Raw genomic sequence first — 14,345 nt, 5'->3', positions numbered from 1 at the left:
CCCTCCCCACACCCCCCACCGGCGAGCGCGGCTTCCTCCCGAGCTCGCCCGCGTTTCCCCACGGTTTCTCGTGTTCTGCTGCGTTTCTCAGCACTAATTTTCGCGCCTCGTACAGGGCGTGCACCAGCCGAGTAATGACTTAATACCGGCTGAATATCGGCTGAATCCTGGTCTCGCGGATCGGGCCGGGAAGCCCCGGACGCGCCGGGCCCGTACCATTGGACTAGCCGTGGCGTGTCCGCCCGGCGGGCGTACGAGGACTCGAGACCGACTGAGACGCCTGATCCCACGATCCGAGAGAAGCGCAAGCCACCCATGCCCACGCGCCACGACATCCGTAACGTAGCCATCGTCGCCCACGTCGACCACGGCAAGACCACGCTGGTCGACGCCATGCTCAAGCAGGCCGGCGCCTTCGCCGCGCACGCCGCGGAGCACCTCGACGATCGCATGATGGACTCGAACGACCTGGAGCGTGAGAAGGGCATCACGATCCTGGCCAAGAACACGGCCGTCAAGTACCACCCGAAGGATGGCGGCGACGTCATCACCATCAACATCATCGACACCCCGGGCCACGCCGACTTCGGCGGCGAGGTCGAGCGCGGTCTGTCGATGGTGGACGCGGTCGTGCTGCTCGTCGATGCCTCCGAGGGCCCGCTCCCGCAGACGCGGTTCGTGCTGCGCAAGGCGCTGACGGCCAGGCTGCCGGTCATCCTCTGCATCAACAAGACGGACCGCCCGGACTCCCGGATCGCCGAGGTCATCGACGAGACGTACGACCTCTTCCTGGACCTGGACGCCGACGAGGACCAGATCGAGTTCCCGATCGTCTATGCGTGCGCCCGTGACGGCGTCGCCTCGCTGACCAAGCCGGAGGACGGCACCGTCCCGCCGGACAGCGACAGCCTGGAGCCGTTCTTCAGCACGATCCTCTCCGCGGTTCCGGCCCCGGAGTACGACGAAGCCGCTCCCCTCCAGGCCCACGTCACCAACCTGGACGCGGACAACTTCCTCGGCCGTATCGCGCTGTGCCGCGTCGAGCAGGGCGAGCTGCGCAAGGGCCAGACCGTCGCGTGGATCAAGCGTGACGGCACCATGTCCAACGTCCGCATCACCGAGCTGATGATGACCGAGGCGCTCACCCGCAAGCCCGCCGAGAAGGCAGGACCGGGCGACATCTGCGCCATCGCGGGTATCCCGGACATCATGATCGGCGAGACCCTGGCCGACCCCGAGAACCCGATCGCGCTGCCGCTGATCACGGTTGACGAGCCGGCCATCTCGATGACCATCGGTGCGAACACCTCGCCGCTCGTCGGCAAGGGCGGCAAGGGCCACAAGGTCACCGCCCGGCAGATCAAGGACCGTCTGGACCGGGAGCTCGTCGGTAACGTCTCGCTCCGTGTCCTGGACACCGAGCGCCCCGACGCCTGGGAGGTCCAGGGCCGCGGTGAGCTCGCGCTGGCGATCCTCATCGAGACCATGCGCCGCGAGGGCTTCGAGCTCACCGTCGGCAAGCCGCAGGTGGTCACCAAGCAGGTCGAAGGCAAGACGTACGAGCCGATCGAGCGCATGACCATCGACTCGCCCGAGGAGCACCTCGGCGCCATCACGCAGCTCATGGCGACCCGTAAGGGCCGCATGGAGACGATGACGAACCACGGTTCGGGCTGGGTCCGCATGGAGTGGATCGTCCCGTCCCGCGGCCTCATCGGCTTCCGTACGGAGTTCCTGACCCAGACCCGCGGTACGGGTATCGCGCACTCCCTGTTCGAGGGCCACGAGCCGTGGTTCGGCGAGCTGCGTACCCGTCACAACGGTTCGCTCGTCGCGGACCGCGCGGGTGTCGTGACGCCGTTCGCGATGGTCAACCTCCAGGAGCGCGGTGTCATCTTCACCGAGGCCACCACGGAGGTCTACGAGGGCATGATCATCGGCGAGAACTCGCGCGCCGACGACATGGACGTGAACATCACCAAGGAGAAGAAGCTCACCAACATGCGTGCGGCTTCCGCGGACACCACGGAGAACGTGGTGCCCGCGCGCAAGCTCTCCCTGGAGCAGTCCCTCGAGTTCTGCCGCGATGACGAGTGCATCGAGGTGACCCCGGAGACGGTCCGTATCCGCAAGGTCGTCCTGGACCAGAAGCAGCGCGGCCGCACCGCCTCGCGCGCCAAGAACAGCTGACGCTGGCCAGAGTTGGTCGAGCGATCTGAAGGCGAAGTTTACTGGCAAAAAACCCGAGTCACCGCGCAAGCGGTGACTCGGGTTTTTTGCTTTTTTGTGCGCAGGCGCGAAAGTGACCTGGGTCGAGCGCGGGGATCCTTTTTTCAGGGCCGAGTGCGACGTAGACACCCATGTGGGAGCAGCTGAATGGACGCCCCACCTCCGCTCTCGCTGAGTGGATACGCCACTACTCAAACCGGGTCTTCGAATTTAGGGGGGTGTTCCTCTCGCCGGCTCCGGCGGGTGGTCGCGCAGCGTGAGCGGAGGCGTTGGTTCGCTCGGTTGCGGAAGCCGAAGGCGTTGCGGGCCTCCAGCTTGATGAGGCGGTTGTTGCCTTCGGAGGCGGCGTTGGTGATCCCGGTGGTCAGGTAGGTCTCGATGCCGTTCCACCACTGCTCGACGGTCTCGGCCAGTACGAGGAGTTCGGGGAGGTGGGCATGGTCGGCGATATGGGCGTGGAAGCGGTAGCGGGCGGCCGGAGATCGCGGAGTGGTCAGGGCAGACGTGCGTCCGGGTGACGGCGAGGGACAGCAGGTCGCGCAGGAGTTCCTTGGCCTGCCAGGCCGCGTGGATCTGTCGGCCGTAGGTGCCCATGCACTCCAGCTCGCTCTTGAGGACGGCGAGTTGGTCCTGGCCGAGGTCCTCTTTGTTGCGGCGCAGGAGTTTGCGGACGGTGTAGATGCCGTCGCCCTTGCGGGACCGGCGGCCGTGCTGCTTCCAGGTGAGGCGTGGACGCAGGTCGGCGAGGTGGCGCTGGGCGAGCTGGACGATGTGGAAGCAGTCGACGACCACGGCCGCGTGCGGCAGGGCGCGGTGGATCGCGGCGCGGAAGGTGGAGCACAGGTCGATGGCGACGTAGCGGACCTGCGCGCGCCAGGCGGCGGGCTGGGCCATCAGCCAGTCGGTGACGGGTGTCGCGTTGCGGCCCTCGACCTGCCCGAACAGACCGCGTCCGCCGATGGCGTCGACGAAGCCGATGTGCCAGGCGTCCGCGACAAGCTCCCACTTGTCGGTGTCCGGGTTCTGTTTCCACACCGGCTTGCCCCGCCGGGTCTCGTCGATCCCGATCGCTTCGGTCGCGGGCGGCTGTTCGGGCAGGGCCTTCGCGGCGTAGTCCTCGAAGCAGCGCTGCACGATCGGCCAGGACAGGTGCAGGTCGCGGCCGGCCTGCACCACGGTGCGAGAGCCGTCGCAGACCGCGGCCCCCGCCGCCCGGCGCAGGGCCTTGGTGGTGCGCATCCGCGCTGGCACCTGACGTATCGATTCGGTGAACGAGCCGCGCGCGCAGGCTACTTCGGTGCGTGCCAGCGTGCCTTGCGCCAGCGGATACTCACCGGACGCCCGCCACAGGACATATGTCTCGGGGCGGTGGTGCGGTAGTCCTTCAGCCGGGTGGCGAAAACCCCGCACGAGGGGCAGGCCCTCGCGGACTCTTCGCTCGTCACGACGTACACCGTCGGTCCACCCGCTCCGTCGTCCTTGACCTTGATCACACTCACCCCCTCCAGCCCCGGCAGTCGTGTCGCGTCGCTGTTGATCTCGGTATCGTGAGTGCTCAAGCCCGTGGGTTTTCATGATCGGTTGCGTAGAGAACAACCATGATCACGAAGGCCTGCGGGCTTCTTGCGTCCGGGGCGCCCACACTGCAGGACCATTACAGACGGTGACCAGCCATCAGGTCGTCATCGTCACACCCCCACTAAATTCGAAGACCCCTCAAACCTCAAGGTTCCCTCAAAGCGATGGACAAACAGGGGCCGCAGCGCCATGGTTGTCGTGTCCGCACCAGTAGGTAAGAGCGCGAGCGCGATGCGCCGACTGTGGTTTCGGATGAGTTTGGGGAGACGGGGGTTGCATTGCTCTCGGTCTCCATATCCTCTCCGTGGACTCTGCGTCTTTGTCATGCGTGATATTGGCGAAGAGTGGCAAACTCACCAACAGGAAGGCAGATCCTAGATGAAGCTTCGTTCCGCAATAAAGGCCGCGGGTACCATTGCTGCCATATGTACTGTAGGTATCGCAACGGCCTCACCGGCGGCGGCGATTACGTACGAGACGAACCACGCCGTCAAGCAGTCCGTCAGCCCCTCCTGGGAATCGCCGGGTTGGTGGAACCAGAGCACCGTCGGAAGCTACAACAACGCAATGGTCGCCTTCCAGTCGGACGGCGATAAATGGTGGCTCCTCGACGGTTTGATTGATGGTAAGTCGGTCGCGGTCAAGTGGTGGAATTACAGCGGCGGCCAGCTCATCCGTCAGGGAGTGTGCATCAGCAGTAATGGCGCTCCCTCATGGGCCGTCTGCAACAAGGACTACATCGAGTCGAGCGAGATTTACGCTCAGGCATGCCTCTATGACGGCGACACGGGCCTGTACTCCAAGTGCAACACGGCCGGATTCCGCTTCAGGGCTGACGGAACCAACACCTAAAATATTTTCTCCGACACTATCCCGCGCGCCGGGGATGTGTGGACGCCTACGAAGCGGTCCGGCTTGCTAAGCGGCGGCGGCCTTATGGCTCCTCGTGCGAGGCCTCGCCGTTGGCCGTGTGGCCGGTCACGTTGCCGTGACCGGCCACACGGCATCAGGCTTGCCAGTGGAGCAGGGGCATCGTGGCTTGAGCCGGCGCTCCACAGAATTTGCTGCCTTTCCCGCCCGCGCTCGTGCGACGATGACGCGGGTGTTGTCAGTGCACGAGCCGCAGGTTTGGTATGCCACATGAGTCGACGATTCCCTGATCGAAGTGTCGACTGACGTTGAGGTCTGAGAGGTGGAACGCTTCCAGCGGAATGAAAATTCGTGTCTTCCCTTCGGGGAGGCAGCTTTATCAGGTTAAGATTGATGGTCTCATTCTCATGCTTGCTCTCGAGAGCGCAGCAAAGCTCTCGCGTAACTCGCCGGGAGCATCTCTCCTGCGGCCCGCACGGCGAGGAGTCGAACGTATGCCGCCTATCCGGCAGCGTGCAGATCGTCTCACATGTGGAGTCGCCCTCACATCCTTTCCTGCCCTAACTCGTGGCGACGGAATCTGCGATGGAAAGCCGCCGACCCTACCGAGCAGGGGTTTGGTCGATGTGTTCTGGCGGGGTCGACAAACAGTGCTGACGAGTCCGCTCGAACCCCGTGGCACGGTTGCCCGCACACTTCGCTGTTCCTGGGCATGCGCATATGCAGGATAGTGCGGAGCAGTATTGCATCCCTCAGCCGGGCCCCGTTCGCAGGCTGAAGGTTGGGCCATCATCCAGACGCCGAGCGGGCCGAGTAGCCGACACAGGCAGGCATATCGAAGCCGCGGAGTCATTTCCGGTGACTCTTTTGCGTCGCTAATGTCAGACTGCACCTGCACCTGCACCTGCACCTGCACCTGCACCTGCACCTGCACCTGCACCTGCACTTGTGCATTGCATCACCTCATTCATGGCGACGAAGGATGCGGTTCCTTGAGCCTTTTCCATCCTGATCAGGTTGCGAGTTCGAGGGCGACGACGGCACGGACGACGGCGGTGATCCGGGTGGTACTGCAACGGAGCTTCCTCAGGAGCCGCCAGCATTTGAGGGTGGCCATGGCGCGTTCGCCGATGCTGCGGATCTTGGCGTGATCGCGGTTGTGACGGCGACGCCAGCCGCGCAGGTTCTTGCCCCGGAACGGGACGCGGACAGCAGGGCCCGCGCCCTGATACGCCTTGTCGGCCCCGCACTTGATGTCGTCGGCGGCGAGAGCGGCGGGAATGCCGTGGGTCCGGGCCGCGGTCAGATCGTGCACGGCTCCGGGTAGCGCGTCCGAGGCCCAGATCAGACGGCCGGCTGGATCCGCGAGAACCTGCACGTTCATCCCGTGGTGCTTCTTCTTCCCCGAGTAGTAGGGCTGGTCGGCGGCGATGCGGTCGATTGGCAGCACGGTGCCGTCGAGGATCACGTACGCCTTCTTCCGCACCGACGTCATGGTCTGTTCCAGCGTGGGCGCGAGGGCGGCCAGGAGGTCGACGGCCTCGCGTATGTACCGGTAGACCGTCGCGATCCCGACACGGAAACCTGCTGCGAGGCGGGCGTAGGTGTCGCCGCAGCGCAGGTGGGCCAGGACGAGCAGGGCCTGCCGGCCACAGGTCAGGCGACGCCACCGGGAGCCGATGCGACGGCGGTGGCCTGCGAGGAGACCGGAGAGGTGTTGCAGGGTGCGGCTGGACAGATCTATGCCGGACGGGTAGACAAGCACGCGAAAGCTCCTGGCGGACTGGTGATCTTGGTCGTGAACCCGTCTACCAGGAGCTTTCTTCATGCCCACCGCCGGGGTCGCCCGTCCAACCACCCGTCAGGTTGGAAACGGCTCCTTGTTCCGACGTCTCAAACGAAGCAGCTCTTTCCTTTCCGTAACGGCCAGCCTCGTTGTTTCACGGCGACGTCCGGTTGGTCTCGCGTCCGTGATGCCGTGTTGATCCCTGTCCGGGGACGGTTCCGGTCAGGGGAGCGCGTCGGCTGTCGTACCGGATGACGCCGGGTTCCACGGTCCCGGAGCTTGCGGGTGAGCCTCCTCTCGATGCTCGATGAGGTCGTTCGTGCTGGTCAGGTGGGGTGGGGCAGGCGAGGATCCGTTCGAAGGCGCGGATGATCGCCGTGGCCCAGGGCCAGGTGTCGGGGAGTTTCAGGCGGCGTTTTCGCTGGCCGCGCACGAGGCGGGCGGGGACGTGGAGGATGCGGTAGCGCAGGGTCTTCGGGGTGGCCTTGGCGAGCTCGCCGTCCAGGGCGAGGAGCTGGAACCAGCTGCCGCGTCGTTGGCTCTGACGTTGCCCGTGTGGAGCGTCGCGGCGAGCTGTTCGCCGGTGTTGTCGCATGTGGCGACGAATATGTGGTGTCCGAGGAAGCCTTTGTGGGTGCCGTGGGCTCCTTCCTTCTCCGACGGCGCGGGGATCAGCGTCCCGTCACTGTCGATCACGGTCCAGCCCGTCAGCGGCACCCCTTCGACCTCGACCTCGGGAAAGCCCTCGGGCCGCTTGCGGAGCAGTTCGTAGACGCGGCGGCGTACTGCCGCCCGGGCCCGCCCGGTCCGGGCCCGGGCGAGTTCGTCGAGTTCCTTCAGTGTCCGCCACGCGGCGGGATGGGAGGCGACAGGGCCGAAGACGGGCCGCTGGTGTTCCAGTTGCCGGATGTCTCGGATGCGCCTTGCGCCCAGGGTGATCGCGGCCGCGAGGTCGACCATGACCTGCCCCCGGTCGTGCAGCGGCACGAACCCCGGCCGGGCCAGCGCCGCCGACAGTTCCCCGGTCAGGCCCGTGCGCTCCGCCAGCAGCCGCAGATGCACCCCGCCCACATGCCCGGCCTGTCCCTTCCCGTCCCCCGACATCGCCAGACCGGGTGCCCACTCGCTACCCTGCACGTGAAAGGTGCCCCCGCCCGCTCATGATCCAGTCCTCAACAAGCCGGATCATCGCAGGCCACGGGGCACCTTTTGCGTGCAGTGACAGAACGTCACAGTTCATGGAATTCACGGTGAAACACCGAGGCCAGTGCGCCTTTGCCGAGGCGGTCTCCGCGTGTTGCGCCCAGCCCTCGGAGCCGACTTCGGGCCCAGGGGCGACCTCTGTCGCCGCTCGTTGAGCGAACCGGACCCGAGGTGGCCCCGTGGGGTCCGTGAGCCTGGATGGGCAGGAGTACTCCATCCACACATCCGGAACGTGCGTTACGTCACAACACAGCAAATCTTCCGCGCTAGGCACTACGGCCGCACCGAAGAAGAAGTACTGCTGGCAGTGACCAAGCAGCTTTGACTGGCACGTCTTTGGCCGCCAAGTAGGGTGCCGACCCGGAACGAGCAGGGGCGGCTTGTCCCCGGGACATCAACGCTGTTCGATCGAAGTGTCTGGGCGCTGTTGACGGGTGGGGTTGCAACTGCTTTTCGTAACCAGGGTGTCCGGATATCGGGCTTCACTCTCCGGAACATGTGTTAAGGGTCCGTTTCGGGGGTGTCTGTCTAGGATCAATTTGTCCGGATTTCGGTCACACGGCCCCTGGTGATGTTGTCAAACCGAGACCCTTTAAGTGTGGTTTACAGCCTGGGCGTACCCAATAGTTGGCTCCATTGAGCTCGGGTCAATGGGTCACGCACTGTGGGGAGTGCCGACTCACGAGCACACTCGGGGCACTGAGTCGATCACCGTCAGGGGTGTCGGTAGATCTCTCCAGTGTCCCTATTGCTAGTCAAAAGTGGACTCATGAGGAGGAAACCCATGCGCGGTGCCAAGAGCGCCAAGTGGGTCGCGGGAGCGGCAATCATCGCCCTGGCCGCGACTGCCTGTGGCGGCGGCGAAGGCAATGACAAGGGTAAGGACAGTGCCAAGGGCGCTGTCGACCCGAACGGCATCTTCTCCATCGAGGTCGGTGAGCCGCAGAACCCGCTGCAGCCGGCCAACACGATGGAGTCGAACGGCAGCATCGTCACCGACGCGATCTTCTCGCAGCTGGTCGACTACGACCCGGCCGGCAAGCTTGAGATGATCAACGCCGAGTCGGTCGACAGCACGGACTCGAAGCTGTGGACGATCAAGCTCAAGAAGGACTGGAAGTTCCACGACGGGACCCCGGTCACCGCCGAGTCCTACGTCAAGGCGTGGAACTGGGCCGCGAACATCACGAACGCGCAGACCAACGCGTCCTGGTTCGACGGCATCAAGGGCTACGCGGACGTGCACCCCGCGAAGGAAGGCGCCAAGCCGAAGGCCGACGCCATGTCCGGCCTGAAGGTCGTGGACGACTACACCTTCACGGTGGAGCTGGACACCCCGCTTCCGTACTTCGCGTACAAGCTGGGCTACACGGTCTACTCCCCGCTCCCCGAGTCCTTCTACGCGGACCCGAAGGCGGCCGGCGAGAAGCCGGTCGGTAACGGCGCGTACAAGTTCGAGAGCTGGGACCACAAGAAGCAGATCAAGGTCGTCCGCAACGACGACTACAAGGGTCTCGACAAGGCGAAGAACGGTGGTGTGATCTTCAAGAACTACACCACCATCGAGACCGCCTACGAGGACCTGAAGTCGGGCAACGTCGACGTTCTCCGCCAGATCGGCCCGAAGGACCTTCCGGTCTACCGTGCCGACCTCGGTGACCGTGCCGTGGACAAGGCGTACTCCGCCATCCAGACGCTCGGTGTCGCGATGTACCAGAAGCAGTGGAAGGACACCGACCCCAAGGTCCTCCAGGGCCTGTCGATGGCCATCGACCGTGACACGATCACCAAGACGGTGCTCCAGGGCACCCGCGAGCCGGCCACGGGCTGGGTCGCCAAGGGCGTCCTCGGCCACCAGCCGAACGTCGCCGGTGACGTCACCAAGTACGACCCGGCGAAGGCTAAGGCCCTCATCAAGGAGGGTGGCGGCGTTCCGGGCAACAAGGTCTTCATCCAGTTCAACGCCGACGGCGGCCACAAGGAATGGGTCGAGGCCGTCTGCAACAGCATCACGCAGGCGACCGGCGTCGAGTGCGCCGGCGACTCCAAGGCCGACTTCCAGGCCGACCTGGACGCCCGTGACGCCAAGCAGGTCAAGTCCTTCTACCGCGGTGGCTGGGTGCTCGACTACCCGGTGAACGCCAACTTCATCAGCGACCTGTTCCGTACGGGTGCGGCCGGCAACAACGGCTTCTTCTCGAACAAGGACCTCGACGCGAAGATCAAGGCCGCGGACACCGCGCCCTCGCTCGACGAGTCGGTCAAGGCGTACCAGGAGGTGGAGAAGGAGCTGGTCAACTACATGCCGACCATTCCGCTCTGGTACTACAAGGTCAACGCCGGCTACTCGGAGAAGGTCCAGAACGTCGACTACGCACAGGACGGCGACCCGATCCTGACGCAGGTCGAGGTCAAGAAGTAACCACCGACGTAGTCCGCAGGCCGGTGATGGACCGAAACTGAACATCGGTTCTGCGACGCCAGCCTGCACGCAGTGGCCGGGGGGCCCTTCCGCGACACCGACGACCCCACAGGGGGTCGGTGACGAGGGAGGGCCCGTCGGCTGCGGCGTGCCACTTACATGGAGGCACCATGGGGCGCTATGTCGCACGACGACTGCTCCAGATGATCCCGGTCTTCATCGGGACAACTCTGCTGATCTTCCTGATGGTCTACATGCTGCCCGGGGACCCCGTGCGGGGGCTCTTCGGGGACAAGGGCGCGGATCCCGCGACCCTTGCTGCCATGCGGCATCAACTCGGCCTCGACCAGCCGATCCTGGTGCAGTACTGGGATTACATGAAGGGAATCGTCCTTCACTTCGACTTCGGCACCCAGATAGCCAGCGGCCGGCCGGTCACCGACGTGCTCGGTGACGCGTTCCCGGTCACGCTGCGACTCGCCGGGATGGCCTTCGTCATCGAGGTCGTTCTCGGCCTCGCCCTGGGCATGGCCGCCGGGCTCCGCGCCGGCCGCCTGACCGACAACATCGTCCTGGTACTGACGCTGCTGATCATCTCGATCCCGGTCTTCGTGCTCGGCTTCATCGTCAAGTCGGTGTTCGCCTTCGAGCTCGGCTGGATCGCACCGAACGTCTCCAACGAGGCGCCGTGGAGCGAGCTGATCGCCCCGGCGATCGTCCTGGGTTCGCTCTCCCTGGCGTACGTGGCACGGCTGACCCGTACGACGATGGTGGAGAACCTGCGCGCGGACTACCTGCGTACGGCCGTCGCCAAGGGTCTTCCCAAGCGCCGCATCGTGGGTGTTCACCTGATGCGCAACTCGCTGATCCCGGTCGTCACCTTCCTCGGCACCGAGATCGGCGCCATGATGGGCGGCGCGGTCGTCACCGAGGGCCTCTTCAACGTGAAGGGAATCGGCGGCACCATCTTCGAGTCGATCGTCCGGCGTGAGGGCACCACCCTGGTCGGACTGGTCACCATCCTGGTGCTCATCTACCTCTTCATGAGCCTGCTCGTCGACCTGCTGTACGCGGTCCTGGACCCGAGGATCCGGTATGCCTGACCTGATCAAGACCGCTGCCGCTCCCGACGAGACCGTCGCTCCTGCCGCGGAAGCCGCCGAGACCGTCAAGGCCGACAAGGCACGCAGTCTCTGGGGCGATGCCTGGCAGGACCTGCGGCGCAACTGGTACTTCCTCATCTCCGCCGCCCTGATCCTGGTCCTGCTCGTGATCACGGCCTTCCCGGGCCTGTTCACCAGCGCCTCGCCCACCACGGGTGACCTCGTGAACCACTTCCTGGGCAAGCCGGAGCTGAGCAAGATCGGTTCGCCCGAGTGGTTCGGTTACGACGGCCAGGGCCGCAGCGTCTACGCCCGCGTCATCTACGGCACCCGTGCCTCGGTGATCGTCGGTGTCGCGGTGACCCTCGCGGTGACCCTGTTCGGTGGCCTGATCGGCATGCTGTCCGGCTACTTCGGCGGCTGGGTCGACGCGGTGCTCTCCGGATTCACCAACGTCTTCCTGGGCCTGCCGTTCCTGCTCGGCGCGATGGTCGTCCTCCAGTCCTTCACGGACCAGTCGATCTGGGTGGTCGTCTTCGCCCTGGCGTTCCTCGGCTGGACCCAGATCGCGCGTGTCATGCGCGGTGCGGTGATCACCATCAAGCAGTCGGACTTCGTCCAGGCGGCCAGAGCCCTCGGTGCGAGCACGCCCCGCATCCTGTTCCGGCACATCCTGCCGAACGTGATGGCCCCGGTGATCGTGGTCGCCACCATCTCGCTCGGTGTGTACATCTCGGCGGAGGCGACGCTGTCCTACCTGGGTCTCGGCCTGGCCTCGCCGACCGTCTCGTGGGGTATGGACATCTCGGACGGTGCGAGCCAGATCCGCGTCGCACAGCACATCCTGCTGTACCCGTCGATCATGCTCAGCCTCACCGTTCTGGCGTTCATCATGCTCGGCGAAGCCGTCCGTAACGCCCTCGACCCGAAGACGCGATAAGGAGGGCGCACGTGACCACCATCGACAAGACCGCAGAAGTCCCGTCCGCGCGCTCGGGAGACGACCACGTCGGCCCGCTGCTCGAAGTCCGCGACCTGCACGTGGAGTTCCACACCCGCGACGGTGTGGCCAAGGCCGTCAACGGCGTCAACTACAGCGTGAACGCCGGTGAGACGCTCGCCGTCCTCGGCGAGTCGGGCTCCGGCAAGTCCGTGACGGCGCAGGCCATCATGGGCATCCTCGACATGCCGCCGGGCAAGATCCCGAAGGGCGAGATCTTCTTCCGCGGCCAGGACATGCTCAAGATGTCCAACGAGGAGCGCCGGAAGATCCGTGGCCAGAAGATCGCGATGATCTTCCAGGACGCGCTGTCCTCGCTGAATCCGGTTCTGTCCGTCGGCTATCAGCTCGGCGAGATGTTCCGGGTGCACCAGGGACTGTCCAAGAAGGAGGCCAAGGCCAAGGCCATCGATCTGATGGACCAGGTCAAGATCCCGGCCGCCGCGGCCCGCGTCGCGGACTACCCGCACCAGTTCTCCGGCGGTATGCGCCAGCGCATCATGATCGCCATGGCGCTGGCGCTGGAGCCGGACCTGATCATCGCGGACGAGCCGACCACGGCTCTGGACGTGACGGTGCAGGCGCAGGTCATGGACCTGCTCGCGGAGCTCCAGCGCGAGTACAACATGGGTCTGATCCTGATCACGCACGACCTCGGTGTCGTCGCGGACGTCGCCGACAAGATCGCCGTGATGTACGCGGGCCGGATCGTCGAGACCTCGCCCGTGCACGAGATCTACAAGCGCCCGGCGCACCCGTACACCAAGGGTCTGCTGGAGTCGATCCCGCGCCTCGACCAGAAGGGCCAGGAGCTCTTCGCGATCAAGGGCCTGCCGCCCAACCTGCTCCACGTTCCCTCGGGTTGTGCGTTCAACCCGCGCTGCACGATGGCGCAGGACATCTGCCGTACGGACATCCCGGCTCTGCGCCCGGTGACCGAGCAGGACGGTACCGATCTGGTCGGCCGCGGCAGCGCCTGCCACTTCTGGAAGGAGACGATCCATGGCTGACATGAAGAAAGAGCCCGTGGACGCCACCCCGAACGTCGCCGAAGTGGCGACTGTGGACACGGCCAGCGAGGCGGAGGCCGTAGCCGCCATCGACGCGCCGGTCTCGCAGGGCGAGCCCATCCTCCAGGTGCGCAACCTGGTCAAGCACTTCCCGCTGACCCAGGGCATCCTGTTCAAGAAGCAGGTCGGCGCGGTCAAGGCCGTCGACGGGATCTCCTTCGATCTCTTCGCGGGCGAGACGCTCGGCATCGTGGGCGAGTCCGGCTGTGGCAAGTCCACGGTCGCCAAGCTCCTGATGACGCTGGAGCGGGCCACGGCGGGCGAGGTCTTCTACAAGGGCCAGGACATCACCAAGCTGTCCGGCCGTGCGCTGAAGGCCGTGCGCCGCAACATCCAGATGGTGTTCCAGGACCCTTACACCTCGCTGAACCCGCGGATGACGGTCGGCGACATCATCGGGGAGCCGTACGACATCCACCCCGAGGTCGCCCCCAAGGGCGAGCGGCGCCGCAAGGTGCAGGACCTCCTGGACGTCGTGGGTCTCAACCCCGAGTACATCAACCGCTATCCGCACCAGTTCTCCGGCGGTCAGCGCCAGCGCATCGGCATCGCCCGCGGCCTCGCGCTCAACCCGGAGATCATCATCTGCGACGAGCCGGTGTCCGCGCTCGACGTGTCGGTGCAGGCACAGGTCATCAACCTGATGGGGAAGCTCCAGGACGAGTTCAACCTCTCCTACCTCTTCATCGCGCACGACCTGTCCATCGTCCGGCACATCTCGGACCGGGTCGGCGTCATGTACCTCGGCAAGATGGCCGAGATCGGTACGGACGAGCAGATCTACGAGCACCCGACGCACCCCTACACCCAGGCGCTGCTGTCGGCGGTCCCGGTTCCGGACCCGGAGGCCCGCGAGGGCCGCGAGCGGATCATCCTCTCGGGTGACGTCCCCTCGCCGGCCAACCCGCCGTCGGGCTGCCGCTTCCGCACCCGGTGCTGGAAGGCCGAGGACAAGTGCGCCACGGAGATGCCGCTGCTGGCCATCCCCGAGCGCTTCAGGGGAGTGGACTCCCCGGCCGCGCACGAGTCGGCGTGTCACTTCGCCGAGGAGAAGGACGTCGTTCACGCGGCATAGTCCTTTCGC

The 14,345-nt window shown here is 65.4% G+C and carries 11 protein-coding genes and 1 pseudogene; 7 read left to right on the top strand and 5 right to left on the bottom strand.

What is annotated here, in order from left to right; genetic code table 11:
* Positions 1–315: 315 nt before the first annotated feature.
* Positions 316–2,190, top strand: coding sequence for a translational GTPase TypA (gene typA / locus F0344_RS11475; RefSeq protein ID WP_185298682.1), 1,875 nt, complete (start codon positions 316–318; stop codon positions 2,188–2,190).
* A gap of 230 nt (positions 2,191–2,420) precedes the next feature.
* Here typA and F0344_RS36785 read toward each other — a convergent pair whose 3' ends face one another.
* From F0344_RS36785 to F0344_RS35120, 3 genes and pseudogenes are all read right to left on the bottom strand, one after another.
* Positions 2,421–2,642: a transposase gene (locus F0344_RS36785; protein WP_374940150.1), complete on the bottom strand. Its 222-nt coding sequence runs from the start codon at positions 2,640–2,642 to the stop codon at positions 2,421–2,423.
* Between the two features lie 121 nt (positions 2,643–2,763).
* Positions 2,764–3,468: pseudogene (locus F0344_RS11470) on the bottom strand (ISL3 family transposase); the annotation flags it as partial.
* 50 nt (positions 3,469–3,518) lie between these two features.
* Positions 3,519–3,788: a transposase family protein gene (locus F0344_RS35120; RefSeq protein ID WP_219732125.1), complete on the bottom strand. Its 270-nt coding sequence runs from the start codon at positions 3,786–3,788 to the stop codon at positions 3,519–3,521.
* A gap of 397 nt (positions 3,789–4,185) precedes the next feature.
* Here F0344_RS35120 and F0344_RS11465 point away from each other — a divergent pair, with 397 nt between their 5' ends.
* On the top strand, positions 4,186–4,659 hold the full coding sequence (locus tag F0344_RS11465) for a hypothetical protein (protein WP_185298681.1): 474 nt from the start codon (positions 4,186–4,188) through the stop codon (positions 4,657–4,659).
* A 1,030-nt stretch (positions 4,660–5,689) separates the two neighbouring features.
* Here F0344_RS11465 and F0344_RS11460 read toward each other — a convergent pair.
* Complete coding sequence (locus F0344_RS11460) at positions 5,690–6,442, bottom strand: transposase family protein (RefSeq protein ID WP_185298680.1); 753 nt, start codon at positions 6,440–6,442, stop codon at positions 5,690–5,692.
* A 426-nt stretch (positions 6,443–6,868) separates the two neighbouring features.
* Complete coding sequence (locus F0344_RS11455; RefSeq protein WP_219732124.1) at positions 6,869–7,600, bottom strand: transposase; 732 nt, start codon at positions 7,598–7,600, stop codon at positions 6,869–6,871.
* A gap of 850 nt (positions 7,601–8,450) precedes the next feature.
* On the opposite strand from F0344_RS11455, the gene F0344_RS11450 reads away from it, so the two are divergent.
* From F0344_RS11450 to F0344_RS11430, 5 genes are all read left to right on the top strand, one after another.
* Positions 8,451–10,088 (top strand): peptide ABC transporter substrate-binding protein, encoded by a 1,638-nt coding sequence (locus F0344_RS11450; RefSeq protein WP_185298679.1) that lies wholly within the window; start codon positions 8,451–8,453, stop codon positions 10,086–10,088.
* A 170-nt stretch (positions 10,089–10,258) separates the two neighbouring features.
* A complete protein-coding gene (locus F0344_RS11445) occupies positions 10,259–11,191 on the top strand; it encodes an ABC transporter permease (RefSeq protein ID WP_185298678.1) in 933 nt (310 codons plus the stop codon).
* Entirely contained in the window at positions 11,184–12,131 is a 948-nt protein-coding gene (locus tag F0344_RS11440; RefSeq protein WP_185298677.1) for an ABC transporter permease, read from the top strand. Before F0344_RS11445 ends, F0344_RS11440 begins: the two co-directional genes overlap by 8 nt.
* 11 nt (positions 12,132–12,142) lie before the next feature.
* Positions 12,143–13,201 carry an ABC transporter ATP-binding protein gene (locus F0344_RS11435; RefSeq protein WP_185298676.1) on the top strand — a complete coding sequence of 353 codons (1,059 nt, stop codon included), beginning with the start codon at positions 12,143–12,145 and terminating at the stop codon, positions 13,199–13,201.
* Positions 13,194–14,336 carry an ABC transporter ATP-binding protein gene (locus F0344_RS11430; protein ID WP_185298675.1) on the top strand — a complete coding sequence of 381 codons (1,143 nt, stop codon included), beginning with the start codon at positions 13,194–13,196 and terminating at the stop codon, positions 14,334–14,336. Before F0344_RS11435 ends, F0344_RS11430 begins: the two co-directional genes overlap by 8 nt.
* The last annotated feature ends 9 nt before the right edge of the window (positions 14,337–14,345 follow it).

Source organism: Streptomyces finlayi, assembly GCF_014216315.1.
Taxonomy (GTDB): domain Bacteria; phylum Actinomycetota; class Actinomycetes; order Streptomycetales; family Streptomycetaceae; genus Streptomyces; species Streptomyces finlayi_A.
The sequence above is the reverse complement of the archived record's forward strand: the minus strand, read 5'-3'. Positions and strand labels throughout refer to the sequence as shown.